Raw genomic sequence first — 26,666 nt, 5'->3', positions numbered from 1 at the left:
AGGTGTGGGCGTCGGTCACCGGTTAGACTTCTTCGGATGTTCGCCACGACCACGCCGACTCGGCCATGAGCGACGACGACAGCTCCGCCGTCGGCTTGACCGGGCGTCCCCCGCGCAACATCCCCGAGCCGCAGCCCCGCTCCACACACGGCCCCGCCAAGGTCATCGCGATGTGCAACCAGAAGGGCGGCGTCGGCAAGACCACTTCGACCATCAACCTCGGCGCGGCGCTGGCCGAGTACGGCCGCAAGGTGCTGCTGGTGGACCTGGACCCGCAGGGCGCGCTGTCGGCCGGCCTGGGGGTGCCGCACTACGAACTGGCGCATACCGTCCACAACCTGCTGGTGGAGCCGCGGGTCGAGATCGACGACGTGCTGATGCAGACCCGCGTCGAGAACCTGGACCTGGTGCCCTCCAACATCGACCTGTCGGCCGCCGAGATCCAGCTCGTCAACGAGGTGGGGCGGGAGCACTCGCTGGCCCGTGCGCTGCGCCCGGTGCTGGACCGCTACGACTACCTGCTGGTGGACTGTCAGCCGTCGTTGGGGCTGCTCACCGTCAACGGGCTGGCCTGCGCTGACGGGGTGGTGATCCCGACCGAATGCGAGTACTTCTCGCTGCGCGGGCTGGCGTTGCTGACCGACACCGTCGAGAAGGTCCGCGACCGGCTGAACCCGAAGCTGGAGATCAGCGGCATCCTGCTGACCCGCTATGACCCGCGCACGGTCAACTCCCGGGAGGTGATGGCGCGGGTGGTGGAGCGCTTCGGCGACCTGGTGTTCGACACGGTGATCACCCGCACGGTCCGGTTTCCCGAGACCACCGTGGCCGGGGAGCCCATCACCACCTGGGCCCCGAAGTCCGGAGGCGCACAGGCCTACCGCGCGCTGGCCCGCGAAGTCATCGACCGATTCGGCGCGTGAGTACCGACGCCCAGACCGACACCGAAACGGCCGCCACCGGTTTCCGCGTTCGCCTGACCAACTTCGAGGGTCCGTTCGACCTGCTGCTGCAGTTGATCTTCGCGCATCGCCTCGACGTCACCGAGGTGGCCTTGCACCAGGTCACCGATGATTTCATCGCCTACACGCGTGAAGTCGGCGCGCAGCTGGAGCTGGAGGAGACCACGGCGTTTCTGGTGATCGCCGCCACGCTGCTCGATCTCAAGGCGGCCCGGCTGCTGCCGGCCGGACAGGTCGACGACGAAGAGGACCTGGCGCTGCTGGAGGTCCGCGACCTGCTGTTCGCCCGGCTGCTGCAGTACCGGGCGTTCAAGCATGTGGCGCAGATGTTCGCCGAACTGGAGGCCGCCGCGCTGCGCAGTTATCCGCGCGCGGTCTCGCTGGAGGACGGCTTCGCCAACCTGCTGCCCGAGGTGATGTTGGGCGTCGACGCCGAGACGTTCGCCCAGATCGCGGCGGCGGCATTCACCCCGCGCCCGGTTCCGACCGTGGGCACTGAGCATCTGCATCAGGTGATGGTGTCGGTGCCCGAGCAGGCCGGTGTGTTGCTGAGGCTGCTGGAGGCACGCGGCACCGGTCAGTGGGCGTCGTTCTCGGAGCTGGTGGCCGATTGCCAAGCGCCGATCGAGATCGTCGGCCGCTTCCTGGCGCTGCTCGAGCTGTATCGAGCGCGGGCGGTAGCATTCGATCAGTCAGAACCACTTGGTGTGCTCCAGGTGTCGTGGACCGGTGAACGTCCCAGCAATGAAGACCTGGTGAAAGCAGAATCGGCCGAGTAGTGCGAGACGAGTTGATGACTGACCACATGCCCGAACCCGAGGTGTCCGACGGCGCCGCGGCTGCGGAAACGGTGGATGACACCGGCCAACTGGAGGCTTCCGGCGGGTCGGGCTCCGATCTGGGTATCGACGTCGCCGTGGCCCCCGAACTCGAGGACGCCGAACTGGGCGCGGTGCTCGAGGCCCTGCTGTTGGTGGTCGATACCCCGGCGACCGTGGAGTCGCTGGCGGCCGCCACCGACCAGCCGGTCTACCGGATCACCGCCAAACTGCGGGCGATGGCCGACGAACTCGCCGACCGCGACAGCGGTATGGATTTGCGCGAGGCCGGCGGCGGCTGGCGGTTCTACACCCGCGCCCGGTTCGCCCCCTACGTCGAGCGCCTGCTGCTCGACGGCGCCCGCTCCAAACTGACCCGCGCCGCCCTGGAGACACTGGCGGTGGTCGCCTATCGCCAGCCGGTGACGCGGGCCCGGGTCAGCGCGGTGCGCGGCGTCAACGTCGACGCGGTGATGCGCACGCTGCTGGCGCGCGGCCTGATCACCGAAGCCGGCGCGGACGCCGACACCGGCGCGGTGACATTCGCCACCACCGAGCTGTTCTTGGAGCGGCTGGGACTGTCATCGCTGGCCGACCTGCCCGACATCGCGCCGCTGCTGCCGGATGTCGACGTGATCGACGACCTGAGCGAATCCCTGGACAGCGAACCGCGTTTCATGAAACTCGGTGGCGCGCCGGCGGCCGACCAGCCGCTGACGTTCGATGTGGACCACCTCTGATGGCTTTCTCCGATTTCCAGCCGGACGCCGAGGGCGTGCGCCTGCAGAAAGTGCTGTCGCAGGCCGGGGTCGCCTCGCGCCGGGTCGCCGAGAAGATGATTCGCGACGGCCGAGTCGAGGTCGACGGTCAGGTGGTGACCGAACTGGGCACCCGGGTGGATCCCGCCGCTTCGGTGATCCGCGTCGACGGGGCGCGGGTGAGCGTCGATGACACCCGGGTCTATCTGGCGCTGAACAAGCCGCGCGGTGTGCACTCGACGATGTCGGATGACCGCGGCAGGCCGTGCATCGGCGACTACGTCGAGCACCGGGTTCGCGGTGATGCCAAGCTCTTTCACGTCGGACGGCTCGACGCCGACACCGAGGGGCTGATGCTGCTGACCAACGACGGTGAGTTGGCGCACCGGCTGATGCACCCGTCCTTCCGTGTTCCCAAGACCTACGTCGCCACCGTGCTCGGATCCGTTCCGCGCGGGCTGGGCAAGAAGCTGCGCGAGGGCGTGGAACTCGACGACGGGCCGGCGAAGGTCGACGACTTCGCGGTGGTGGACGCCGTACCCGGCAAGTCGCTGGTGCGGGTGACCCTGCACGAGGGCCGCAAGCGCATCGTCCGCCGGATGTTGGCCGCCGTCGGGTTCCCGGTTCAGGAGTTGGTGCGCACCGACATCGGCGCGGTTGCGCTGGGGGAGCAGCGGCCCGGAACCATTCGGGTGCTGAACCGCAAGGAGATCGGCGAACTGTATACGGCGGTCGGACTATGAGCGCGGGCCGTCTGGCGGTCGTCGCCATCGACGGACCGGCCGGAACCGGAAAGTCCACGGTCGCGCGAGGATTGGCTAAAGCGCTGGGATCGCGCTACATCGACACCGGCGCCATGTACCGGGCCGTCACGCTGGCGGCGCTGCGCGCAGGCGTCGCCCTCGATGACACCGACGGTATCGCCGCGGTCGCCCGGAATGTCGAGGTCTCGGTGGATTCGCAGCCCGATGGCGACCGCACTTACCTTGGTGGAGAAGACGTTTCGCGAGAGATTCGCGGTGACGAGGTGACCGGGGCGGTGTCGGCGGTGTCGGCGGTCCCCGAAGTGCGTACTCGTTTGGTAGCCCTACAGCAGCAGCTGGCCGCTGCCGGCGGTGGCGTGGTGGTGGAAGGCCGCGACGTGGGCACCGTGGTGCTGCCCGATGCCGACGTGAAGATCTTCCTGACCGCCTCGGCCGAGACCCGCGCCCAGCGCCGCAACGACCAGAACGTCGCGGCCGGCCTGCGCGACGACTACCCCGGTGTGCTGGCCGATGTGCGGCGGCGTGACGAACTGGATTCCACCCGGGCGGTATCGCCGCTGCGGCCCGCCGACGACGCGGTGATCGTGGACACCGGAGAGATGAGCCAGGAGCAGGTGATCGACCACCTGCGCGATCTGGTCGAGCAACGCTGCGGGGCGATCCGATGAGCACTTCCGAATCCGACGGCACCTGGTTCGACGAAACCGACTGGGAGATCGGCGAAGACGGTGGCTTCGATGAGAACGTCGAGGACTCCGGGCCGCCACCGGTGGTGGCCGTGGTGGGCCGGCCCAACGTCGGCAAGTCAACGCTGGTCAACCGCATCCTGGGCCGGCGCGAAGCCGTCGTGCAGGACCTGCCCGGCGTGACCCGCGACCGGGTCTCCTATGACGCACTGTGGACCGGACGCCGTTTCGTGGTGCAGGACACCGGCGGCTGGGAACCCGACGCCAAGGGCCTGCAGCAGCTGGTCGCCGAGCAGGCGGCGGTGGCGATGCGCACCGCCGACGCGGTGATCCTGGTGGTGGACACGGTGGTCGGTGCCACCGCCGGCGACGAGGCGGCCGCCAAGATCCTGCGCCGCTCCGGTAAACCGGTGTTCTTGGCCGCCAACAAGGTTGACAGTGAGCGCGCCGAGGCCGACGCGGCGGCACTGTGGTCGCTGGGGCTGGGCGAACCGTTCACGGTCAGCGCGCTGCACGGCCGCGGGGTGGCCGATCTGCTCGACGAGGTGGTCGCCAAGCTGCCCGAGGTGGCCGAGGTGTCGGCGGGCAGCGGCGGCCCGAGACGGGTCGCCTTGGTCGGCAAGCCCAACGTCGGCAAGAGCTCGCTGCTCAACCGGCTCGCCGGCGATGAGCGTTCCGTGGTGCACGACGTCGCCGGCACCACCGTCGATCCCGTCGACTCGCTGATCGAGATGGACGGCAAGATCTGGCGTTTCGTCGACACCGCCGGGCTGCGCCGCAAGGTCGGGCAAGCCAGCGGACACGAGTTCTACGCCTCGGTGCGCACCCACGGCGCGATCGATGCCGCCGAAGTGGTGATCGTGCTGGTCGATTCGTCGCAGCCGCTGACCGAGCAGGACCAACGAGTGATCTCGATGGTGGTCGAGGCGGGCCGCGCGGTGGTGCTGGCCTACAACAAGTGGGATCTGGTCGACGAGGATCGCCGCTACCTGCTGGACAAGGAGATCGACCGCGACATGGCCCGGCTGGCCTGGGCGCCACGGGTGAACATCTCGGCCAAAACCGGTCGCGCCGTGCAGAAGTTGGTGCCCGCGCTGGAGACCTCGCTGGCATCGTGGGACACCCGGATCTCCACCGGCCAGCTCAATTCCTGGCTCAAAGAAGTCGTGGCCGCGACACCGCCGCCCGCGCGGAGCGGCCGCGCACCGCGAATCCTGTTCGCCACCCAGGCCACGGCTCGTCCGCCGACGTTCGTGTTGTTCAGCACCGGGTTCTTGGAGGCCGGCTACCGCCGATTCCTGGAGCGACGGCTGCGCGAGACGTTCGGGTTCGAGGGCAGCCCGATCCGGATCAATGTGCGGGTGCGAGAGAAACGGGGCGCCAAGCGCACTCGTTGAGGCCTCGCAGAAGGGGGAGCCGGTGCCGGTTTCGCAGATGGTGCTGATCATCCTGGCCGGAGTGGGCGCCGGGGCGATCAATTCTCTGGTCGGCTCCGGCACGCTGATCACCTTCCCGACATTGGTGACGCTGGGTTTCCCGCCGTTGACCGCGACCATCTCCAATTCGATCGGCCTGGTGGCCGGCGGGGTGTCGGGTACCTGGGCGTACCGGCGTGAGCTGCGCGGGCAGTGGGACCAGCTGCGTTGGCAGATCCCGGGTTCGGTGGCCGGCGCCATCTTGGGCGCCTATCTGCTGCTGCACCTGCCCGAAAGCGTCTTCAACCGGGTGGTGCCGGTGCTGTTGGTCATCGCCCTGACGCTGGTCGTGGTCGGGCCGCGGGTTCAGGCGATCGCCCAACGCCGGGCGGAACAGGCCGGCCGCTCACGTGAGCACCTGAGTCGCGCTCGGATGACAGTACTTACGATCGGAACTTTCGCGGTCGCTGTCTACGGGGGTTACTTCTCTGCGGCGCAGGGCATTCTGCTGATCGGCGTGATGGGGGTGCTGCTGCCCGAGTCGATGCAGCGGATGAATGCGGCCAAGGTCTTGCTGACGACGTTGGTCAATGTGGTCGCAGCGTTGGCTTACATTCTGACCGCATTCGACAGGATCAGTTGGGTTGCAGTGGGATTGATCGCGGTCGGTTCCATGGTAGGCGGCTACTTGGGAGGGCATTACGGGCGCCGGCTGTCACCGAATACCCTGCGCGCGGCGATCCTGGTGGTCGGCCTGATCGGGCTTTACCGGCTGCTGGCGGTTTGAGCGGTTCAGATCGCGTCGCGGTTGCGCCACCGCTCCCAGCGATTCCGCGGCCGGCGCAACGCCGACATCACCGTGCTCATCGGCGCGGCCTTCTGCTGCACCGGTTGCGCAGGTTCGGACTCGACCACCGCCGGTTTCTCGCCTTCCCACCACACCGGTTCCAGCAGCGCCGAGACCACCGGGATCGCGCCCTGGACGCTCTTGCGTCCCCATTGACAGGCCCGCTCGATGGTGGCCGCTGACGGCGCCAGGTTGACCGGTGACAGCGTCGGGGAGAACCGGACCAGATGGTCGGCGTAGGGGGCGTTGCGCACCATCTGCAGCTGGATCGCCTGCGTGATCGGCACCAGCCACAGGTGCCGCGGATCCCACTGCGGATGGAAACAGTCGAAGGCCAGATAGCAGGCGTTGCGGGTGCCCAGCCGGCCGTCGCGGACCCGCTTCCAGGCCAGCTCGACCGGAACATTGCTGGCCGCGCCGCCGTCCACCAGGGCGCCCACGTCGTTGTCGGCGAGCAGCGCATCGAACATCGGCACCGTCTGCGGGTCTTTGGTCTCGTGGTGCAGCACTCCGGGGATCGCCGAGGAGAACGACGCCGCGTCGACCACGTTGACGTCGCGGTCCGGGTCGTCGCCGCCGATGACCAGCGGTTTGACCACCCGTGGGTCGATGAAGGCCGCGGTCTGCCACAGCCGGGTCGCCACCTGCGGGCCGAGTCCGATCGGCAGATACGGGAACGAGCGCAGTTGCAGCGCGGCGAGCCGCTGATTGCGGTACCGCGCCGGCAGCGCAGCAAAAGGCTGCCGGCGCACGCCGGCGACCACCGCGTCGAACGGGATGGCCAGATCCGACATCCGCATCAGTTCGCCGTCCTCCCGGCGGAACATGGCGTCGGCGAACTGATCGAAATTCAGCGAGAACACCCCGGTCAGTCCGTGGCGGCGGCGCAGCCGTTCCGGTCCCAGGATGGCGCGGAACGACACCGTCTTCGCCCACGCGACATACTCCTCGATGGGCACCGGAAGCGTCCGGCTGACCACCGATCCCAGGATCGAACCGAACGACGAGCCGATCAGATAGTCGGGGACCGGTCCGGCCTCCAACAGCGCATTCATGCCGCCGATATAGACGAACCCGGCTCCGCCGCCACCGCCGAGCACGGTGACCAGCTTCTTGTGGCCGACCTCGGCGTCGAGTTCGCACGCGGAGAAGTCATCACCGTGGCGCTCGATCAAGTGCCGGCGCTGCTCGTCCTGATCGGCGGCCAGCGCACCGAGTGCGTCGCGTGCGGCGGTAAGCGCGATCACCGGGTCGCGTTCCTCGCGCAGCGGGCCGTACAGGGCATCGGTCACCTTGCCCCGCCACGGGGCCAGCTCCGCCCCGACGGAGACATCACCGCGTCCGCGGCTGCCGCCCGGACCCGCGGCCCCGGGCTCGAAGTCACCCAGCCGGGCGAAGTTGAGCAGATACCGCAGCCGGCGCAGCTGCTCGGCCGAGAGCACATCGGGGTGACGCAGCGAGTGGCGGACCAGCCGGTTCTCCATCTTCTGCAGCAGCAGGACGGCGTCACCGGGGTCGGCGGTGTCGACGACGTCGTCGGTGACGGCGTCCTCGGTGGTTCCGGGGATGTGCATCGGGTCAGGGCGGCGATCGACCATGCCGAGCATTGCTTCGACGAAGGGGATCTGCATCAGTTGCGATTCCTGGGGTTGTGGGCGTTGCGGAGGGGGGAGGCACGCTCGCGTGGCGAGCCTACGCGTCTCGATCCGGGCGGCCGGTGCCCTCACGCGGGTTCGGCGCGCCCGATCCCTTGCGGTAGGCTTTCGACCTGCTGCCGGGGTTGTTCGGCGGTGGCGGGCTGTGGCGCAGTTTGGTAGCGCACTTGACTGGGGGTCAAGTGGTCGCAGGTTCAAATCCTGTCAGCCCGACAAGGATTTAGCAGGTCAGAGGGTGTTTTCGAGCAATCGAAGATGCCCTTTCGCCATTCTGATCACCACTGGTGACCACCACGGGCAGGATTTCGGGGCTAGATGGGCATCGCGAGAACACCAGGGGAGACATGGGAAACGAGGCACTGGACATAGCCGTGACTGAGTTCGTTGCAGCGGTGGAGGAGCGCAATCGTGTGAGCGAGATACTCAGGAAAGAGCGACAGTCTGCGGCGGCACCCATCACACGGGACACGGATGGGGTTAAGAGGTACATCGCTGCGCTCATCTCGGCGTACGAGAAGGTGCGCGCCGAGCTTGAGGCGAGTTACACCAGCATCGCGTCGAGTGGTGCAGCGGTCATCGGGCTGACCGACAATCCGAACATCGTGAACCCGACCCAGGCGCTGATGGACGACGCCGTAGCGGAGAGCGGCGAGTCGAACAAGATGCAGACCAGGTTGCAGAGACTGGAAAGTGCAGGTGCTGGGAGGCTGGTCGTCTTCTTTAGCCTGCTGCCGACGATCCTTCGCGCCTTGCCTCGTGAACAGCAGATACAAAAGCACCTGACCGACCTGACCTCCTACTACCTGTTAGAGATGATGGACGACACCAACGGCGACGGCGCCTAGGTGATTTTCGGTGACCATGAACTTGGAGCTGGTGAAAATCCCTCGCCGCCAGGGCGCGCAGCCATTCGGCTCCGATCACACCGGGTACTCATTCACCTGGTTTAGAGGCATCAGTGACACGGACAAATACACCAACTATCGCGTGATGCTCGACGGCGTAGAAGTCGCGCGCTTGGTGACCGATGAAATGGTCTGCCTCGAAGCCTACGGAGACGCCGTGCAGTACCAGGACGCTGCGCTGGAGATACAGACCTTTGAAGTGCGCAAAGACCATCGTCGGCAGGGGATAGGGCGTGCTGTGGTTGCAGAACTGAGGCGTCAATTCCCTGACCGTCGCTTGGTCGCGCTGAGTCAGGACGAACAGTCAGACCAGTTCTGGGGTAGTGGTATGGGGTGGGAGCGTTTCGTGAACCGCGACGCGAAATGCCGCCCTGCCTACGTCCAGGTCAGCTAGCTTGACGCCGCCGAGGTGCCCCCGTCGTCGGAGTCTTTGACCACCGACAGGTTGGGCTTGCGGTGCCCGAGTCGTTCGGCGAGGGCATCCATCGCAGCCCGCGCTGTGTCGTCGGAGGTGTGACCGTAGATGTCGCCAGTGATGCTGATGGAGGAGTGTCCCAACAGGTCGGAGACCGCCTTGATGTGGACACCGGCTTCCAGCCAGGTCTGAGCGGCGGTGTGCCGCAGGGTGTGGTTGGTCACCCTTGTCAGCCACACCCGCCCGTGTGGCAGCGGACTTCATCGCACGCAGCAGGTAACGGTCGTCCACGATGGTGCCCAGCTCGGTGCGGAACACCAGACGGTCGCCCTGCTTGGACCAGCGGCCGGCGGTAACGGCGGTGTGGGCGGCGGGAACGGCGGTCACGGCGGAACATCTGTCGGCGCCAACGGGACCGGTGGCGCGGGCGGTGACGGCGGCTACGGCAGCGGTAACGGTGGAAACGGCGGTGCCGCCAACGGGGCAGGAAGTGTCGCCGGTGATGGCGGAACCGGCGGCGCGGGCAACTTCGGCAGCATCCTGGGTGGCGGGAGTGGGGGAGGTCCCGGCGGTGCCGGCGGCAACGGCGGTGACGCCACCGGGGATGGCAGCACGGCGGGCAACGGCGGCGATGGTGGTACCGGCGGCTACGGCAGCGCCCTGGGCAGCGGCGGCGACGGCGGTATCGGCGGCGCCGGCGGCAAAGGCGGTGACGCCACCGGCGACGGCAGCACCGCCGGCAACGGAGGTGACGGCGGCAACGGTGGCACCAGCAGCACCACTTCCGACGGCCGCAACGGCGGCGTAGGCGGCAACGGCGGAGACGGTGGTGCAGCCATCGGAGACCACAGCAGCGGTGGTACCGGCGGCAACGGCGGCGAGGGAGGCATCAGCAGCCTGGTGGGCGGCGGCCAGGACGGGGGCGCCGGCGGCAACGGTGGCAATGGCGGCGCAGTGAGCGGTGTAAACAGCGTCGCCGGCAACGGCGGAACAGGTGGGACCGGTGGCATAACCAGCCCGCTGAGCGGTGGCCGGGACGGCGGGGCCGGTGGTAACGGCGGTGATGGCGGTGTCGCCGAGGGTGAGGGCAGCATCGCCGGTGCCGGTGGCAAGGGAGGCGACGGCGGTATCGGCGGCATGCTGGGCGGCGGCCGTAACGGTGGTGTTGGCGGTAACGGTGGCAACGGCGGTGATGGTGTCGACGGTGCTGCTGCCAGCCACGGCGGTGCCGGCGGTGCCGGCGGCGGTGTCGGTCTGAACGCGAGCGGCCAGGGCGGCACCGGCGGCGTCGGCGGCAATGGCGGCGCCAGCGACGGCGGAGTCGGCGGTGCCGGTGGTAGCGGCGGTGATGGAGCGAGCAGTAGTGGCTTCGGGGGCGCCGGCGGTGGTGGCGGTGGTGGCGGCGGTGCCGGCACCGGAGGCCAAGGTGGTGATGGCGGCAACGGAGGAAACGGTGGCACTGGCCTGACTACCGGCTCCGATGACGCGCCTCGTGGCACCGGAGGGACCGGCGGGACCGGCGGCGACGCCGATGGCGGTACCGGCGGAGTCGGCGGCAACGGCGGAAACGGCGGCTCCGGCGACTTGGGTAGCGCCGGCGGCATCGGTGGCGATGGCGGTGATGGTGGGCAAGTCGGTCCCAACGGCAACGGTGCCGGGGGCAACGGCGGCAATGGCGGAGGAAACTCGCGCGAGCCCGGTGGAACGGGTGGCAACGGCGGCGCCGACGGAACGCCGGGAACACCCGGAGCCGATGGCGACGCCACCCTGAACCCAGTCGGCTGACCGACACGTGAGAGGCGCCGTGCGGTTCGCGCGTTGGCGGGAAACCGTCGCCCTCGCACTGCTTTTCGCTGCGGGATTGCCGGCTGCTCCTCCGGCGGCTGCGATGGTGATCCTGGGCGGTGGAGCGGTCGTCGTCGTCAACGGAGATAGCTTCTGCACCTTGACCACGATCGGACGCGACCGGGCCGGCGACGTCGTGGGCTTCACCGGAGCGCAGTGCGGCGGGCCAGGGGCTGCCGTCGCAATTGCGGGAGCCGACACCACCGTGGGCACGGTGGTGGCCGCCAACGGCGACCTCGGCTACGCGGTGATCAAGTTCGATGCGCCCGAGCTGATTCCGGTGTCTGACTACGCCGGCGTTGCGATCAACGGCCTCGGTCCCGACCCGGTGTTCGATTCGCAGGTGTGCAAGTGGGGACCTGCCAGTCCTGGCATCTGTTATGGCATCAGGCAGGACGGCTGGCCGCGCATCCAGATGCATGGGTGGTTTGACGGAGGCGATGTGGGAGCCCCGGTAACGATGGATGGTCTGTTGGTCGGAATGGTCGTCGGTGGCGGCATCACCTGGGGCGGCAGGTCTACCCCCTCGTTGCCGATTACGTACGTGACGAAATTCAGCGCAATCCTGGCCGACGTCAACGCCGGCGACGGACCCGGCAGCGGATTCGTCCCGATCGGGAGCTGACGGGGCCGGTGCGGTTCTGGTCGCCCGCGCAACGGGAATGCGCTGGTAGCCATACACCGCGCGCACCCTGACCGCCAACCGTGCCGGACCGACCGTTGACCGCGGTCGCTGGCCCGTCCTAAGCTGTCGATACTGACAACACACGTTGTCCAAAATGGACCACCACTGACTGGGAGTGCGCGCTCGTGACTCAAGACATGTCGGAAACCTGTCCGGCGGCCGACGGTGCGCCGATGGCTCCGGGCTGTCCGGTGAGCACCGGCGGCTACGACGCGCCACCGGTGCCGCTCGGCCCCGACTCGCTGACCTGGAAGTACTTCGGTCAATGGACCGGCTTGTTCCAGGGGACCTGGGCGGGCTCGATGCAGAACATGCACCCGCAGCTGGGCGCGGCGGTGAAGGATCACTCCATCTTCTTCATGGAGCGCATCCCGCGGCTGATGCGGTCGATCTACCCGATCGGCGGCGTAGTGTTCGACGGTTACCGCGCCCCGCAGACCGGCGCCGAGGTCCGCGACTACCACATCGGAATCAAGGGCGTCGACGAGCAGGGCCGCCGGTACAACGCGTTGAACCCGGACGTCTTCTACTGGGCGCACGCCACGTTCTTCAAGTCGACCCTGCTGGCCGCCGAGAAGTTCGCCGGCGGACTCAGCGAGGACGACAAACGACAGCTCTTCGACGAGCACGTCGCCTGGTACCGCATGTACGGCATGAGCATGCGTCCGGTGCCCAAGACGTGGGAGGAGTTCCAGGAGTACTGGGACCACATGTGCAACAACGTGCTGGAGAACACCTGGGCTGCCCGCGAGGTCATGGATCTGTCGACCATGCCCAAACACCCGTCACTGCAGTGGATTCCGGACTGGCTGTGGGAGCTGAACCTCAAGGTGATGCAGCGCTTCCTGACGTTCATGACGGTGGCCCTCTACGACCCGCCGGTGCGCGAACTCATGGGCTACACCTGGTCGGCGCGACAGGAGCGGGTGCACGGGTATCTGTGCAAGGCGATCACGCTCGTCTCCAAGTACGGGCCGAAGCGTGCACTGATGCATCCGCGCAAGCGCTCGGCGTTGGACCGTGCCTCGGGCCGTCTTCCGGTCGACGCCCCGCTGGTGCAGACCCCGGCGCGTAATCTGCCACCGGTCGAATACCGCGACAGCCCGCACTTCTACTGCCCGAAAGTCGACTGAGTCAGCTGTTCAGCGTCCACACCGAATAGTTCAACGCGGTCGCGAACAGAATCCACCCGAGATACGGCAGCATCAGCAACGCCGCGGCGCGATGAAGCTTCCAGAACGCGACGATGGTGACCACCACGACGACGTCCAGCACCACGATGTCCACGAGGGCCAGACCCCGCCAGCCGAGTCCGAAGAACAGTGGTGACCACGCCAGATTCAGGACCAGCTGCATGCCGTAGGCGATGACGGCCGGGCTGCTCCACCGGGGATCGGCACGCCAGACCAGCCACGCCGCGACCGCCATCAGCAGATAGAGGCCACTCCACACCGGCCCGAACAGGTAGCTCGGTGGCGCCCAGCCGGGCTGGGCGAGCCTCCCGTAATCGGCTGCGGCATCGGCGGTCGCCAGCCCTCCGAGCGTGGCGACGATGATGACGGCGAGCAGTGAGACCAGCAGCGCGGCGAGGTGCAGCGAACCGGGTTGATGCGCTTTCGGCGAGGTTACCTGCATGGTTGCACCCTAAAGGGCGGCGGCCGAATGCTGGCGCGGTTGGGGGGAGCAGCGCAATCCTGGGAGGATGACCAAGCACATTCTCAACGTCGTATCCAACGTCGCCCACTACGACGACCCGGCCGAGCCGACCGGGCTGTGGCTCTCGGAGCTGACCCACGCCTATCAGATCTTCGCCGACGCGGGCTACCAGCAGACGATCGCCAGCCCGAAAGGCGGGCCTTCGCCGCTGGAACCGCGCTCGTTGAAGTTCCCCAACTTCGACAAGAGCGCCAAAGCCTGGCACGCCGACGCGGCGAAGATGGCACTGCTGGCCGGCACCGCCTCGCCCGATGAGCTCGACCCGGCAGATTTTGACGCGATCTACTTCACCGGCGGACACGCGGTCATGTTCGACTTTCCCGATAGCCAAGGGCTGCAACGCATCACGCGGGAGATATTCGAACGAGGGGGAATCGTATCTTCGGTCTGCCACGGCTACTGCGGCCTGCTCAATACCAGGCTCTCGGACGGATCGCTGCTGGTCTCCGGGCGCAGGCTCACCGGGTTCGCCTGGGTGGAGGAGGTTCTTGCGCGCGTCAACAAGTTGGTGCCCTACAACGCCGAAGCAGAGATGAAAAAGCGCGGCGCCCGCTACCAGAAGGGCTTGCTTCCCTTCGCGTCGCACGTCGTTGCCGACGGGCGGCTGGTCACCGGACAGAATCCGGGATCGGCCAAGGCGACCGCCAAGAAGATCGTCTCCGTGCTGGGTGGGTGACGCCGCAAAGGTAAGGTGCAACCGTGGTTGCAGCGAGCAACACGGTGCTGGTGACCGACGAGTTCCGGCAAGCGTTGGCGCTGTTGGATTCAGGCCGAAACCTGTTCCTGACCGGTAAGGCCGGCACCGGAAAGTCGACGCTCATCCGCCATTTCATGGCCGGCACCGACCGCAACGTCGTCGTGGTCGCTCCGACCGGCATCGCGGCGCTCAACGTCGACGGGCACACCATCCACCGCCTGTTCGGATTCCGTCCGACAACGACGCTCTCCGATGTCACCGTCGGGGCTTATCGGCCCGGACGCTTCAGCAAGACGCTCGGCAAGCTGCAGACCCTGATCATCGACGAGACGTCGATGGTTCGTGCCGACGTGTTCGACATGGTCGCAGGCGCGTTGCAGCGGTTCGGCCCAGAGCCCGGAACCCCGTTCGGCGGGGTGCAGGTCGTGTTGGTCGGCGACCTCTATCAGCTGCCACCCGTGGTCACGGAGAGAGAGCAGCATTACTTCTCGACAACCTATGACACCCCATACTTCTTCTCGGCCAACGCCTTCAGCCGTGAGGACTTTCCGAGTGTCTCGCTGACGACGGTGTTCCGCCAGCTCGGCGACGACCGGATGACCGCGATTCTCAATGAGATTCGCGAAGGCGTGTTGCTCGGTCATGCCCGGCACCACCTGGACGCTCGGGTCAATGCCGACTTCGTGCCTCCCGACGACGAGTTCTGGTTGACACTCGCGCCGACCAACAGACTGGTAACCGCCCGCAACCGCCAGCACCTCGAACGGTTGCCCGGCGAAGTAATGGTGCACCGGGCCACCGAATCCGGTGACCTGTCGTTATTCGACAAGCCGATCGACGACGAGTTGCGGTTCAAGGCCGGCGCCCAGGTGATGATGCTGAACAACGACCACGCCGAGCGCTGGGTGAACGGCTCGATCGGACGTGTGGTGGGGGTGGACTACGACCGCCACGGCGCGGTCGTCGAGGTCGAGTTCCCCGACGGTGCGATCGCCGAGGTCGCCCCGTTCACCTGGGAGGCCACCCGCCCGGTGGTCGACGGCGGTACCTTGCGCCGGGAGGTTGTCGGCACCTACACCCAGTTGCCGTTCAAGCTGGCGTGGGCGATCACGATTCACAAGAGCCAGGGCCAGACGCTGGACCGGCTGGTGGTGGACCTGTCTGGGGGCATGTTCTCCACCGGCCAGCTCTACGTGGCCCTGAGCCGATGCACGTCGTTGGCAGGCCTGGTGCTCAAACGCCCGGTGCTGCCGAAGGATCTCAAGGTGGACCGCCGGATCGCCCGGTTTCTGCGTGCCTCGGCCAGCCCCGAGCGGTCTCGCCGCTTCTGCGCGATCGGCCTGCTCACCGTGGGCGACGAGGGTCGGATGTCCCGGCCGCGCCCGGTGGAGTTGGCGGTGGCTTTCGATGACGGTACCGCGGTGTCGACGCTGATCAACCCGCAGCGTGATCTGGCCGACGCCCGGCAGGCGTACCGGATCGGGGTGGCAGATGTGCTGCTGGCGCCCACGCTGCGGGAGGCGTGGGCAGTGATCGCTCCGATGCTGGCCGGATGCACACCGGTGGGGGTGAATATCGACGAGATGCTGGGGCTGATCGATTTCGAACTCAAACGGCTGGGGCAGGTCGTTCCCATGCCGCTGGGGGCCGAACTGCGCGGCGCTGCCGTCACCGGCCAGACAGCGCTGCAGCGGGCCAGATCGGCGCTGGCCACCCTGGATGCCGGCACCCTGGATGCCGGCTCATCGCCGTTCGACGAGCCCGACGAGACCGATGCGCTGACGGGAATCCTGCTCAGCCGCGACCCTGACGTCACAACACCGACGGCAGAACACCTTCCGGCCCTGTCAGCGTTGCTGCGGATCAGCCGCGGCATCGGCGCCGTCCTGCTGGGCGCCGTCCCGGCTGATGAGGGCTTCCTCGCCGGTGAGACGAGTTGGGAGCACGCGGCCCGCCAGACCGCCGCCGACCAGCTGCTGCTGGCGGCGGCCCGCACCCCGCTACCTGACGAGGTGCTGGGGCGCCTACGCGACGCCCTGGCAGCATTGGGAGCCGGTGAATTGGGCGCCGGGCTGGCTCAGCCGCTGTCGACGGCCGATGACATCGACGCGGTCCTGGTCCCCGGCGCCCGCGTCTGCTTCACCGGAACCGCGGTCGACGGCCAAGGCCGCGTGATGGATCGCGACGAGATGGAGCACCTGGCCGCCTCAGCCGGGCTGGCGCCGGTACGTTCGGTGACCAAGACGCGGTGCGAGGTGCTGGTCATCGCCGAGGCAGGCACCCAGTCCGGCAAGGCCCGCAAAGCCCAGGAGTACGACAAACCGGTGTTCACCGTGGCGGAGTTCCTCGGCTGGATTGCGCGCCGGTAACCGGTGGCAACACCGCCCGACCCGCCCGGGGCGACGCCCGTGAACGCCCCGGCCCTCAGTCGGGCGGCGCGGGCGTCATCGAGGTGATGAAGTACGTCTCCTGCCCGGTCGGGTAGCCCCCGCCATTGGTGGCGATGTGGACGTGGTCGTAGTGGTTGGCGGTCTCGTTGCCGTAATCCGACGTCCAGTTCCCGCCTCCGACGCCCGGGTAGATCTTCTGCCGCCAGATCACATGGTTGACACCCCAGCGCTTGGCGTTGGCCAGGGCGTAGCCGGCGATCTGATCGCCGAGCAGGATGCCGGCGTCGCTGTGATAGTTCGGGATCATCACGTCGATGGCCAGCCCGTCGGGATGCCATCGCAGCGGGTCCTGCCGGTACCCGTAGATGGTCTTGATCTCCTGGAACAGCACGCCGATGGTGCGGGCGGCCCAGATGGTCTTGACTTGCAGCCCGTTCTCCGGGGCCACGCCGGCGGGCAGCGGGAAGGTGAACTGCTGGCCTTCGGTCGGCATCGGCACGTTGGCGGCCAGCGCGGCGGCTTCGGCGGGGTCGGCGAGGCGGATCTTGCCGGCGGGCGGCGGCGGAGCGGGCGCCGGGGCCGCTTCGGCGGTCTCGGCGGGTTTCGGCGCCGCATCCTGGGTTCCCTGGGCCTGGATGAGGGCGGCGGAAACCGCCAGCGACGCCACGATGGCGAGGCCGCGACCACATCGCCGGGCGATCTTCCCTCTATCCACCCCGAGCACTTTAGTGAACTGACCTCGCATATTGCAGGACGGTGGCCCAGCTCGGCTAGCGAGTCGCATACTCCGGTGCCCAGCGTGTCCGTCGGACGGCGGCTGCGAGCTCGTCGTCGGAGGCCTCCGGCGCGACCCCGTCGCGCACCGCCTGGACCGCCACGGCGGTCGCGATGCGGGTGGTGATCTCCGGCAGATCCGCGAAGGACGGCAACAGCGGCTGGTCGGGGTCGGACAGCGCCGGGGAAGTGTCGCCGAGGGTGGTGGCCGCCGCCCGCAACATGGCGTCGGTGACGCGGGTCGCCCGCGCCGCGGTCACCGCCAGCCCGATCGCCGGGAAGATGTAGACGTTGTTGCACTGGGCGACGTGGCGGGTCCGCCCGCCGCGGCGCACCGGTGCGAACGGCGAACCAGTCGCGATCAGTGCGCGTCCGTCGGTCCACGCGTCGAGCTCAGCGGGGTGCGCCTCGGCGCGGCTCGTCGGATTGGAGAGCGGGAAGATGATCGGGTGGTCGGTCTTGGCCGCCAGCGTGCGCACGATGTCCTCGGTGAAGGCCCCGGCCGCCGTCGACAGCCCCAACAGGATCCCCACGTCGACGTGGCGCACCACATCGGCCAGGCCCCGGCCCTCCCAACCCGCCAGGCGGGAAGCGGGCTGCGCGAACCGGCGCTGGCTGTCGGACAGATCGGTGCGTTCGTCGGTCAGCAGCCCCTCGACATCGATGGCCCAGATCCGTTCGGCGGCTTGCGCATCGGTCAGCCCTTCCGCCACCATCTCCCGGCGGATCATCTCCAGCACGCCGATGCCTGCCGAACCGGCACCGAACATCACCACCTGCTGCCGCGACAGCGGCCGGTCGGCGGCCCGGACGGCGCCGTGCAGCGCGCCGAGGGCGACCGCGGCGGTGCCCTGGATATCGTCGTTGAACGTCAGCAACCGGTTGCGGTAGCGCTCCAACAGCGGAAGTGCATGCGTGGTGGCGAAATCCTCCCACTGCAGCAGCACATCGGGCAGTTCCTCGCGTACCACCGCGACGAAGTCATCGACGAACGCGTAGTACTCCTCGTCGCTGATGCGGCGATGGCGCCAGCCGAGATACTGCGGATCGTCGAGCAATTCGACGTTATCGGTGCCGACATCGAGGATGATCGGCAAGGTGCGGGCAGGCGCGATGCCACCGATCAGGGTGTACAGCGAGAGCTTGCCGATCGGGATGCCCATGCCGCCGATGCCCTGATCGCCCAGGCCGAGAATGCGCTGGCCGTCGGTGACGACGATGACGTCGATCTGCTGCTCTCGCCGGTTGCGCAACACCTCCCGTAGCTGTTGCCGATCCGGATACGACACGAACAACCCGCGCGGTCGCCGGTAGATCTCGCTGAACTGCCGACAGGCCTCGCCGACCGTCGGAGTGTAGACGATCGGCAGCATCTCCTCGATGTGTTCACTGAGCAGTCGATAGAACAACGTCTCGTTACGGTCCTGCAGCGCCCGCAGATAGATGTGCTTGTCCAGATCGTCACGGCGGGTGGAGAACTCGGTGTAGGTGTGGGCGGCCTGTTCGGCAATGGTTTTCACCGCGACGGGCAGCAGTCCCAGCAGGCCGTGCTCACGACGCTCCTCGTGGCTGAATGCGGTCCCCTTGGTGGTCAGGGCATCGAAGAGCAGATCCTGACCGCGGCGCTGTTGCGGTGTCACAGCGTCACCTCCCTCATCTCACCTGCCGACCGTAGACGTAGACGCGTTCGATGTTGCGGTCATCGCCGCAGTAGATGAGCTTCTCGACACGCTGCGCCAGCGTCATGGGCTTGAACCGCGGCCACATCGAGTCATCGACGACGAGCGCGTCGAACGCGTAACCCGGTTCGAAACTGCCGGTCTTGCCGAAGAATCCGCCACCGCCCTTGGTCGCGCAGTAGAACGCCTCGGCGGCCCGCACCGGCCGTGTCGTGCGCTCGGCCAGATAGCTCACGGCGCCGGATTGGATTGCGCCGACGATGTTTTGAAACATGTTGAGCGCATGCCCGGCCGCGACGTCGCTGCCGAGCCCGACATGGACACCCGTGTCGTGGTAGTCGGCCAGCGGCATCACCCCACTGAGCAGGTTCAGGTTCGAGTGGGGGCAGTGCGCGACCAGGATGCCGGTGTCACGCAGCACCCGCTTTTCGCGGTCGTTGAGATGAATCGCATGGGCCACCACGGTGTCGGCCGTGCCCATCAGGCCTGCGCGCTGGTAGATGTCGACGAAGTCGGCGCTGTCCGGGTGCATCTGCAGGGTCATCTCGATCTCCGTGGGGTTCTCCGCTAGATGCATGTGACACGGGATGCCGAACTCGCGGGCCTGCTGCGCCAGCCCCGCCATCAGCTCGCGCGAGCAGACCATGGCCACACTGGGGCCGATGGCCGGAGTGATCAGCGGCGATTTGGGCAGCGTCTGCTCGATGAAAGCTCGGGAGTCGGCGATCTCCTGCGCGGTGTCCACGCGGGAGTCAGCCGGTGCGTTGCGGTCCCGGGACACCTTGGCCACACACGATCGCAGTCCCGCCGCGATGAGCTTGTCGACGAGAATGCCGGTGCTGTCGGCGTGGATCGTGCCCATCACGATCGAACTGGTGATGCCGTTGCGCAGCAGGCATTCGACGAACTCACCGTAGACGGCGTCCGCGTAGACCGCGTCACGCAACGCGGCCTCTTGGGGGAAGGTCAGCGTGTGCAGCCAGTCGATCAGTTCGGTGCTGCCCTGCAATCCGGTGATCGGCAGTTGGCAGGCGTGCACATGCGCATCGGTGAAACCCGGCAGCATCAGTCGGTCGCCGTGATCGGTGACCGGCGCACCGGCGTACCGGTCCGGCAGTTCGGCAACGCAGTCGGCGATGACACCGTCGTCGCCGACGATGACGTAACCATCGGCGAGCGTGACGAAATCCTGCGGCGTCGGGGTGAACACGATGTTGCCGCGATGGATCTGCACGCCGGCCTCCTCAGCTGCTCACGGGGCGCACCGCTCGATGACCCGCAGGATCTTGTCGGGACGGTCGCCCGGCCAGAACTCCCGCACCGCCCAGGTGGCGCCGAGGGCGCGCAGTCGATCGAGATCGGCGCCCGGGCCGGCGGCCACCGCGATGTCGAAGTCGGCCAGACCGCCGCGGGCGGCCGCAACCGTCTCGGCGATGCGGGCGATCCCGTCGGGATCCATGCCCAGCGGAAAGATGCCGTCATAGCGGGCGGCGCGCTCGATCGGCGCGCCACTGGTTCGATTGGTGCCGAACCACATCGGTATTCGCGGCCGTTGGACCGGACCCGGATTGAGGCGAATACCGTCCACGATGACCTCGCCGCGGTGGGTCACCGTTTCACCGGCCCACAACGCGGTCAGCACCGCGGTGGCCTCGTCGAGGACGCGGGCCAGCCGGCGCGGGTCACCGTTGTCGCCGAAGGCCGAATACTCGCGCCAGACGTCGCGGCCGGTGCCCAGGCCCAGAATCAGCCGGCCACCGCTGAGCCGGTCCAGGGTGACGGTCTCGCGGGCCACGTTGACCACCCGGCGGCGGGGCAGCGGGGTCACCATCGGGCCCATCCTGATGCGCTCGGTCGACGTCGCCGCCGCGGCCAGCGTGATCCAGGGGTCGGCGATATCCCATTCACCGGCAACCGGACTCAGGACGTGATCCCATACGAACAGCGCGTCCCACCCGTTCTGCTCAGCGGCGCAGGCGATATCGGCGATCGCGCGCGGGTCGGCCAGCGTGCCGAACAGGGGCACGTGGATCGCGTGACGCATCAATCGATCCTAACCGCCGGAGGCCGCAACCAGCGGTGCAATTCAGCGCCGTGCCCGGTCGATACGCCGGATCAATCGGGCGGTCGCGTTCTCCGCGGCGACCCGGCGGGCGGACTCCTTCCCGGGGCACCCGGTTCAGCGCCGCACGGATGGCCATGCCCTGCTCGTAGGCGTCCACCACCCGCGGATCCACGTAGGAACCACGGGCGACCGCCGGCGTGTTACCCAACTCCTCGGAGACGCAACGCATTACCGCGGCGATCTCCCTTCGGCGAACGGTTTTCGATGTCGGCTCGCGGGCAGCGGCGAAGTTCTCGGCTGCCAGCACGGTGCCATGCCAGGTCCGAAGATCCTTGACGCTGAACTGCACATCGGTGAGTTCCCGGAACCGCTCGTTGAGGTCGTCGGCGCGCACCTCGCACCAGCCCTCGGGCGTGCGGTACACCAATAACCGGGGAATGTCGGTGGGGGCGCGCAACAACGCGCGCACCGCCCGCACCACCAGCGGATCGTCGACCGACACCGTCCGCCGTACGCCGCTTTTGGCCGGGTAGTCGAAGTCCACGCAGTCGCTGCGTATCCGGACGTGGTCGCGCAGCAGCGTGGCCAGTCCGAAGCTGCCGTTCTCCTGGGTGTATTCCTCGCCGCCGGCCCGGAAATAACCCCGGTCGATCAGTTGCTGGGCGAGGGCCAGCACGCGGCCGCGATTCAGCCCGCGGCCGCCCAGGTCGGCCAGCAGATCGGCGCGCCACTGCGGCAGCATCCTGGCCAGGTTCAGCACCCGGTCGTACTTCTCTTCGGCTCGCTCTGCCTGCCACTGCTGGTGGTACAGATATTGCCGGCGCCCGGCGGCATCGGTTCCCACGGCCTGGATGTGGCCGTTGGGGTAAGGGCAGATCCACACGTTCCGCCAGGCCGGGGGGATGGCCAGTTCCTTGATCCGAGCGAGTACCGCCGGGTCGTCGACCGGCTCATTGCCGTCGGTGTAGGAAAAGCCGCGGCCCCGTCCGACCCGGCGGAATCCGGTGGCGCCGACCTGGCTCCTGCGCAACCTCATGGCACCGAATTACCCCCGGCGCGCCCGGCTGACACCCGGGCCGGGCTCCCGCGTTGTCTACAGGCCCGGGCACAGCTCGTGCTGGGCGGCCTCGGCGATGAGGGTGAACTGCGGCCACGCCGGGTAATTCGGCGCCTGGACCGCCACGCTCCTGCCGACGCGCAGGTTCTCGCAGATCATGTGCCCGAGTGCGCGCACGCTCGGCTCGGAGATCGGTTCGTCGCCGGCGTAGCGGGCGGTGTAGCCGTGGCTGTTGAGGTATTTCATGAAGCCGCTGTCGTCGGCGTTGGCCGGGGCAGGGGCTATCCACGCCCCTACCAGGGCCACCGCCGAGACGCAGCACGCGGTCAGCGGCACGGTGAACCGGGCGACCCAACTCATGATGGCGATGCTACGGCGAGCGCCGGGATCGGCGATGACCGGTCCCGATCGCAGGATCGCGAAGTCCTCCCGGCGGCGGCGCGACAACTGCTAGCGTCAGCGGCGAGAACAGAAAGGCGCTGGACGTGAACGCAACCACCCTGCTGCCGGCCCTGGCCGCCACCGCGCTGGCCGGACTGGTCGGTGCCGCGTCATCGGCCCACGCTGACCCGCTCAATCCCCGCGATCCGGATTACTGCGGTAACAGCGCCGATATCCTGCTCTGCGCCGAGCAACAGTCGACCTACCCGAACGCGGGGGAGATGGCCTACCTCAATGCCATCCGCGGGAAGTTCCCGCCCGGCAGCGAAGCGCCACGGCTGGCCGCCGGGCGGACCGCCTGCCTGGAGTTCCCGAAGCACCCGACCAGCCTGATCGTCGAACAGGTCTCGGTCTACCTTCAGGTTCCCAAGCCGACCGCCACCGGAGTCGTCGACGCCGCGCACGCTGAGATCTGCCCGTCGGTGCAGCGAAGCTGAGCCGGTTCACCGGGGACCGGGGCGCAACCCGTCGCGAATCGCCGCCTGGGCCGCGACGTCGCACTCGTTGTATCGCAAGCACCACTGCCGGGCGATGTCGGCCTCCGGCCCGCACCCGCGGGCGACGTCGATCGCCAGCTGCGACGCCAGCCCGCCTGCGTCGTCGACGTCCCACTCGAAGCCGAAATACCCGGCGACGCTTTTGATTGACGATGAGGTGCGCGCGAAGTACTCGGCCTCGAACCACTGATGCAGGTCGTGGGTGAGTCCGTCGAGGGCTTCGACGACGGCGGGAAACCTGCGGGTCCTCGACCGCTCGGCGTGATGCCAGTGGAAGACGGCCAGCGATTTGCCCTCCCGCGTAGCTCGATCGCGCAATTGCCATATGCGGGAAGCGAATTCATCAGCTAGCTGCGCTTCGCCGTGTTCGTCGAGCGGCTCGAACGACACCACCGGGTCGTAGTGCGCGGCGGTGTCGTCCTGGCCCTCTCGGATGCGAAGACCCCACTGGTAGATCCGGGAGTCGGCATCCCACTCGATGTCGAAGTCGACCTCGATGTCGGCGGACGGCACCGTCGGGCGGCCTGGCCGGTGTTGCTCGTAATCGATGCCGGCGCAGCTCATCCGGGCGCGTCGAACAGCATTGGCCAGCCGCTCTCCAGGCTTCTGGGTGCGCACCGATTGGGTGCGGAATTCCTCGGCGTGGCGGTCCGGGTCGACCCGGGCCAACTGCGCGACGCTCAACGTGGTGCCGTCGCCACAGTGCCGGTAGAGGTACTGCCACTCCCGGACGTTGAGGTGGCCGGTCTCGAGAGCGAACGATGCGTCGTCCTCGCCGGCCACGGTGGCGCAGTGGTCGAACCAATCACAGGAATCGCAGTCAACGATCCGGTAGGGCCGCACCAGTTCCCGCCCGGACGCGGCGGCGCGCGCGACGTCCAGCCGGAAGGCGAACTCATGGTCGTAGCGTTGCAGAGCGGAGCGCTTCTTGCGGTGTTCGGGGTCGCTGGCGGAGTAGGTGAGGATGGCTTCGGCGTCGAGGTCGTACCAGGTGATCGCATGCTCCTCGCCGACGACCTCGGTGAGATCGGAGCTGCCGATGATGCCGCCGCGGTTCAGGCCCGGGTGATACCCCAGCTCCTGCAGCATCCGGGTGTAGTGCGCCAGTTGCATGACGTCGTCACGCCAGCGCGCGCCGTGATCACTGTAACCGGGGAAGGAGAGCAGCTGATCCGGCGCCGACAGTGTCGACACCTGCACTTCGAAGGTTTTCGCGCTGCTTACAGTGCGGTGGTTCTTGATGTCGACGGGCAGGTAGCCGTTCCCGTAACGGATCAGCACATCGGGCTTCCCGACGCGGCCGTTCACCTCCGGCAACCACCCGCCGGCGATCACGTCGACACCGGCTTCCATCGCCGCACGGGTGGCCTGTTGCTGCTCGCTGCGGCCGGCGTCGGCGTCGAGCACCAGCAGCCGTCCCGAATCGCGGTAGCGGGAGCCTAGCTCGTCGAAGATCGCCGCTTCAAAGGCGATGCCGGCCGCGCGCAATGCCAGCTGCTCCGGTGAGGGAGTCACCGGCTCGACGTCGCCGGGGGAGAACAGGTTGTGGGTGACGCGGGCGCACTGCTGGGCGTGATAGCCGCCGAGGGTGACCCCTTCCATGGCCTGTAGATCCTAGGGCGTCGTCCGCCTTGTGGCAGCGGTGATTTCGCCGATCAGCGCGGCGACGATCCCGAACGCGAAGTACAGCGGGACCAGCCACGGGGCCACCCCGAGCAGTGCGTCGGAATCGGCGGCGTAACGAAACTGGCCCGCCGCGGCGATCGCGATCTCGATGGCCGGGCCGCACACCGCGGCCAGGACACCGCACACAATGGCGGGACGATCCCTCAGGGCGCAGTAGGTGAGCACCGCGAATGCGCAGATCAGCGTCGTGATCTGCACCTGCGGTGCGGTGTGCGCCATGGCGGTCGCGATCCAGGGCTGCAGTTTCACCGCCGCAGTATCGTCCATCGAGTGAGCGACGATGACCGGACCCGCTGGGATGCGAAATACGCGGACCGGGATCTGCCCTGGCCGGACGCGCTCGGCCCGGCAGCGGTCTTCACGGCGTTCCGCCACGAGTTCCCGACCGCGGGCCATGCGGTTGACGTCGCCTGCGGGCAGGGGACCGCTGCCGTCTGGCTCGCCCGCAGGGGGCTACAGGTGCGGGGCTTCGACGTCTCCCCGATTGCGATCGAGCAGGCGCGCGCCCTGGCGGCAGGCAGCGGCGTCGGCGACCGATGCCGCTTCGAGGTCGTGGACCTCGACGGTGGGCTGCCCGACGGGCCGCCGGCTGACGTGATCTACTGCGCCCGGTTCCGCGACCGCCGGCTGGATGCACCGATGCTGGAGCGGCTGACACCGGGCGGGCTGCTGGCCGTGACCGCGCTCAGCCAGGTCGGCAGCGTCGCCGGGCGGTTCCGTGCCGCGCCCGGTGAGCTCCGCGAGGCATTTGCCGGTCTCGAGGTGATCGCGGCCGGCGAAGGGCAGGGGCTGGCGTGGTTGCTGGCGCGACGCCGGATCGACGGCGCGGGTTAAGGCTGCGGCGGCGCGTCGCGTTCGATTGGCTCCGGGCCGGGCTCGGTCGGCGGCTCGTCGAACGCTGGGGCGTCCATCGGCGGCGCCTCGGCAGGCGGGGCCTGGAAGGGCGGCGGTGCCTCGAACGGGGGCGGTGCCTCGAACGGCGGCGGTGCGTCCAACGGCGGGGCCATGTCCATGCCCATCGGCTCGGCGGCCGGCTCGGGCGCGGGAGCCGGCTCCATCATGGCGGCGAACAGCACCGGCGCCGCTTCGTCGGCGGGTGCCTCGGTAGGCATCGGCAGGTACATGTGGTGGGTGAACTGCGGCTGGTAGGCGCCGCCACCACCGATCTTCACGCCGCCCCGCTCGCCGCTGGACACCGGAGTGCCGTCGGGCAGCGTCACCGCGGTGTGGCTCCTGTTCCAGCCCACCACCAGTGCACCCGGCGCGGTGCCGTACTGGAAGCCGCGCGCCAGCAGAGCCGACTCCTCGTTGGCGGTGTGAAACCGGTCACCGAAGGCCGGCCGGCCGGTGGCGACGTTCGACACCCACGACGCCAGTCCCGAGCAGTCCGTCCCAGCGGGGCTGTCCCCACCGGTGATGTACGGCGTGCCCGAAACCTGCTGGATGAGCGCCATCAGCGCTTCGAGACCAAACATGACCAGGCACATTAACAATGGCTAACTGAGCGGACCAAAATCTGTGGCAGGCATCACGTTTGACGTTGAAGTTGTTAGGCATTACGCCACAACATAAAACACCAGGTAGCGGGGTGAAAATATGCCGCGCAGACCGGATTTCGACGTTGAAGTGCTGGTAGATGCGGTGTAGGCAGCCCGCCGAGAGTGGTTGGTGGCAGCGTTAATTCAGATTGTTCGACGAATGTTGCTGGTGGACGGGTGAACTGGGTCAGTGGTACCGGCGGTATCGGTGAGAAGGTCTGCCGCGCAAAGTGTATCGGTCGCCCGGCGTGCCGCGTCAGTGAAACGGTTTGTCATTTCGCACTATTCAATGAATTTTGAAACGACGGCCGGTCGGCGCCGCACGGTGCTTGGCTTGAGCCGTCGTCGTGGAGATCACGGCCGGCCGGCGG

Annotated in this window: 28 protein-coding genes and 1 tRNA gene; 17 read left to right on the top strand and 12 right to left on the bottom strand. The window is 67.9% G+C overall.

The features are described from left to right. Nucleotides 1–65 precede the first annotated feature (65 nt). From G6N19_RS20860 to G6N19_RS20830, 7 genes are read left to right on the top strand one after another with little or no spacing between them, the layout of a single operon-like run. Nucleotides 66–923, top strand: a complete 858-nt coding sequence (locus G6N19_RS20860; protein ID WP_041317780.1) for a ParA family protein — start codon at nt 66–68, stop codon at nt 921–923. Beyond that, the gene (locus G6N19_RS20855) at nt 911–1,741 is read left to right on the top strand and encodes a segregation/condensation protein A (RefSeq protein WP_408632515.1); all 831 of its coding nucleotides are present in this window, start codon (nt 911–913) and stop codon (nt 1,739–1,741) included. The genes G6N19_RS20860 and G6N19_RS20855 overlap by 13 nt, the downstream gene beginning before the upstream one ends. Before the next feature lie 14 nt (nt 1,742–1,755). Continuing rightward, on the top strand, nt 1,756–2,520 hold the full coding sequence (gene scpB, locus G6N19_RS20850) for an SMC-Scp complex subunit ScpB (RefSeq protein ID WP_013828798.1): 765 nt from the start codon (nt 1,756–1,758) through the stop codon (nt 2,518–2,520). Continuing rightward, entirely contained in the window at nt 2,520–3,281 is a 762-nt protein-coding gene (locus G6N19_RS20845; RefSeq protein ID WP_013828799.1) for a pseudouridine synthase, read from the top strand. Before scpB ends, G6N19_RS20845 begins: the two co-directional genes overlap by 1 nt. Then, nucleotides 3,278–3,970: a (d)CMP kinase gene (gene cmk, locus G6N19_RS20840; protein ID WP_013828800.1), complete on the top strand. Its 693-nt coding sequence runs from the start codon at nt 3,278–3,280 to the stop codon at nt 3,968–3,970. Before G6N19_RS20845 ends, cmk begins: the two co-directional genes overlap by 4 nt. Next, nucleotides 3,967–5,385 carry a ribosome biogenesis GTPase Der gene (gene der / locus G6N19_RS20835; RefSeq protein ID WP_193465534.1) on the top strand — a complete coding sequence of 473 codons (1,419 nt, stop codon included), beginning with the start codon at nt 3,967–3,969 and terminating at the stop codon, nt 5,383–5,385. The genes cmk and der overlap by 4 nt, the downstream gene beginning before the upstream one ends. 22 nt (nt 5,386–5,407) lie before the next feature. After that, nucleotides 5,408–6,190 carry a sulfite exporter TauE/SafE family protein gene (locus tag G6N19_RS20830; RefSeq protein ID WP_193465533.1) on the top strand — a complete coding sequence of 261 codons (783 nt, stop codon included), beginning with the start codon at nt 5,408–5,410 and terminating at the stop codon, nt 6,188–6,190. Nucleotides 6,191–6,195: 5 nt separating this feature from the next. Here the strand turns inward: G6N19_RS20830 and G6N19_RS20825 are convergent, their stop codons facing one another. Beyond that, the gene (locus G6N19_RS20825) at nt 6,196–7,881 is read right to left on the bottom strand and encodes a patatin-like phospholipase family protein (RefSeq protein WP_193465532.1); all 1,686 of its coding nucleotides are present in this window, start codon (nt 7,879–7,881) and stop codon (nt 6,196–6,198) included. 163 nt (nt 7,882–8,044) lie between these two features. Here G6N19_RS20825 and G6N19_RS20820 point away from each other — a divergent pair. The 3 genes from G6N19_RS20820 (at nt 8,045) to G6N19_RS20810 (ending at nt 9,204) form a co-directional block, all read left to right on the top strand. Continuing rightward, nucleotides 8,045–8,118: transfer RNA gene (locus tag G6N19_RS20820), tRNA-Pro, on the top strand. A gap of 71 nt (nt 8,119–8,189) precedes the next feature. Beyond that, on the top strand, nt 8,190–8,750 hold the full coding sequence (locus tag G6N19_RS20815) for a hypothetical protein (protein WP_041317785.1): 561 nt from the start codon (nt 8,190–8,192) through the stop codon (nt 8,748–8,750). Between the two features lie 16 nt (nt 8,751–8,766). Next, on the top strand, nt 8,767–9,204 hold the full coding sequence (locus G6N19_RS20810) for a GNAT family N-acetyltransferase (protein WP_049792879.1): 438 nt from the start codon (nt 8,767–8,769) through the stop codon (nt 9,202–9,204). Here G6N19_RS20810 and G6N19_RS20805 read toward each other — a convergent pair. Further along, the gene (locus G6N19_RS20805; protein ID WP_013828806.1) at nt 9,201–9,449 is read right to left on the bottom strand and encodes a tyrosine-type recombinase/integrase; all 249 of its coding nucleotides are present in this window, start codon (nt 9,447–9,449) and stop codon (nt 9,201–9,203) included. The genes G6N19_RS20810 and G6N19_RS20805 overlap by 4 nt on opposite strands. A 139-nt stretch (nt 9,450–9,588) precedes the next feature. Between G6N19_RS20805 and G6N19_RS21665 the strand changes: the two genes are divergently transcribed. From G6N19_RS21665 to G6N19_RS20790, 3 genes are all read left to right on the top strand, one after another. Further along, a complete protein-coding gene (locus tag G6N19_RS21665) occupies nt 9,589–11,010 on the top strand; it encodes a hypothetical protein (protein WP_193466469.1) in 1,422 nt (473 codons plus the stop codon). Nucleotides 11,011–11,029: 19 nt separating this feature from the next. Then, complete coding sequence (locus G6N19_RS20795) at nt 11,030–11,695, top strand: serine protease (RefSeq protein WP_193465531.1); 666 nt, start codon at nt 11,030–11,032, stop codon at nt 11,693–11,695. A gap of 197 nt (nt 11,696–11,892) precedes the next feature. Then, entirely contained in the window at nt 11,893–12,888 is a 996-nt protein-coding gene (locus G6N19_RS20790) for an oxygenase MpaB family protein (protein ID WP_193466468.1), read from the top strand. Nucleotide 12,889: 1 nt separating this feature from the next. Here G6N19_RS20790 and G6N19_RS20785 read toward each other — a convergent pair whose 3' ends face one another. Continuing rightward, nucleotides 12,890–13,390, bottom strand: a complete 501-nt coding sequence (locus G6N19_RS20785) for a TspO/MBR family protein (protein ID WP_193465530.1) — start codon at nt 13,388–13,390, stop codon at nt 12,890–12,892. Between the two features lie 67 nt (nt 13,391–13,457). On the opposite strand from G6N19_RS20785, the gene G6N19_RS20780 reads away from it, so the two are divergent. Beyond that, on the top strand, nt 13,458–14,147 hold the full coding sequence (locus G6N19_RS20780) for a type 1 glutamine amidotransferase domain-containing protein (RefSeq protein WP_083039427.1): 690 nt from the start codon (nt 13,458–13,460) through the stop codon (nt 14,145–14,147). Between the two features lie 23 nt (nt 14,148–14,170). Next, nucleotides 14,171–16,537, top strand: coding sequence for an AAA family ATPase (locus G6N19_RS20775; protein ID WP_232062448.1), 2,367 nt, complete (start codon nt 14,171–14,173; stop codon nt 16,535–16,537). A 55-nt stretch (nt 16,538–16,592) separates the two neighbouring features. Here G6N19_RS20775 and G6N19_RS20770 read toward each other — a convergent pair whose 3' ends face one another. Genes G6N19_RS20770 through G6N19_RS20745 form a run of 6 tightly spaced genes read right to left on the bottom strand, consistent with a single transcriptional unit; the run spans nt 16,593 to nt 22,493 of the window. Further along, on the bottom strand, nt 16,593–17,303 hold the full coding sequence (locus G6N19_RS20770) for a hypothetical protein (RefSeq protein WP_041317795.1): 711 nt from the start codon (nt 17,301–17,303) through the stop codon (nt 16,593–16,595). A 25-nt stretch (nt 17,304–17,328) separates the two neighbouring features. Then, nucleotides 17,329–18,972 (bottom strand): NAD-dependent malic enzyme, encoded by a 1,644-nt coding sequence (locus tag G6N19_RS20765; RefSeq protein ID WP_193465529.1) that lies wholly within the window; start codon nt 18,970–18,972, stop codon nt 17,329–17,331. Between the two features lie 13 nt (nt 18,973–18,985). Further along, on the bottom strand, nt 18,986–20,245 hold the full coding sequence (locus tag G6N19_RS20760) for an amidohydrolase family protein (RefSeq protein WP_013828815.1): 1,260 nt from the start codon (nt 20,243–20,245) through the stop codon (nt 18,986–18,988). A gap of 18 nt (nt 20,246–20,263) precedes the next feature. Then, a complete protein-coding gene (locus G6N19_RS20755) occupies nt 20,264–21,055 on the bottom strand; it encodes an LLM class flavin-dependent oxidoreductase (RefSeq protein ID WP_041317798.1) in 792 nt (263 codons plus the stop codon). Further along, entirely contained in the window at nt 20,976–22,112 is a 1,137-nt protein-coding gene (locus tag G6N19_RS20750; protein WP_232062447.1) for a DNA topoisomerase IB, read from the bottom strand. The genes G6N19_RS20755 and G6N19_RS20750 overlap by 80 nt, the downstream gene beginning before the upstream one ends. Before the next feature lie 57 nt (nt 22,113–22,169). Then, entirely contained in the window at nt 22,170–22,493 is a 324-nt protein-coding gene (locus tag G6N19_RS20745; protein WP_158019463.1) for a DUF732 domain-containing protein, read from the bottom strand. 125 nt (nt 22,494–22,618) lie between these two features. On the opposite strand from G6N19_RS20745, the gene G6N19_RS20740 reads away from it, so the two are divergent. Continuing rightward, entirely contained in the window at nt 22,619–23,011 is a 393-nt protein-coding gene (locus G6N19_RS20740; protein WP_013828819.1) for a hypothetical protein, read from the top strand. 6 nt (nt 23,012–23,017) lie between these two features. Here G6N19_RS20740 and G6N19_RS20735 read toward each other — a convergent pair whose 3' ends face one another. Beyond that, nucleotides 23,018–24,673, bottom strand: a complete 1,656-nt coding sequence (locus tag G6N19_RS20735) for a ribonuclease H-like domain-containing protein (protein WP_013828820.1) — start codon at nt 24,671–24,673, stop codon at nt 23,018–23,020. Between the two features lie 12 nt (nt 24,674–24,685). Further along, on the bottom strand, nt 24,686–25,024 hold the full coding sequence (locus tag G6N19_RS20730) for a hypothetical protein (protein WP_013828821.1): 339 nt from the start codon (nt 25,022–25,024) through the stop codon (nt 24,686–24,688). Between the two features lie 54 nt (nt 25,025–25,078). Between G6N19_RS20730 and G6N19_RS20725 the strand changes: the two genes are divergently transcribed. Beyond that, entirely contained in the window at nt 25,079–25,591 is a 513-nt protein-coding gene (locus G6N19_RS20725) for a class I SAM-dependent methyltransferase (protein WP_408632514.1), read from the top strand. Here G6N19_RS20725 and G6N19_RS20720 read toward each other — a convergent pair. Beyond that, on the bottom strand, nt 25,588–26,232 hold the full coding sequence (locus G6N19_RS20720; protein WP_041319801.1) for a glycoside hydrolase: 645 nt from the start codon (nt 26,230–26,232) through the stop codon (nt 25,588–25,590). The two genes, G6N19_RS20725 and G6N19_RS20720, sit on opposite strands and share 4 nt — an antisense overlap. Nucleotides 26,233–26,666 lie beyond the last annotated feature (434 nt).

Origin of the sequence: Mycobacterium novum (assembly GCF_010726505.1) — a bacterium.
Lineage (GTDB): Bacteria > Actinomycetota > Actinomycetes > Mycobacteriales > Mycobacteriaceae > Mycobacterium > Mycobacterium algericum.
This window is presented reverse-complemented; position numbering and strand designations above follow the sequence as displayed.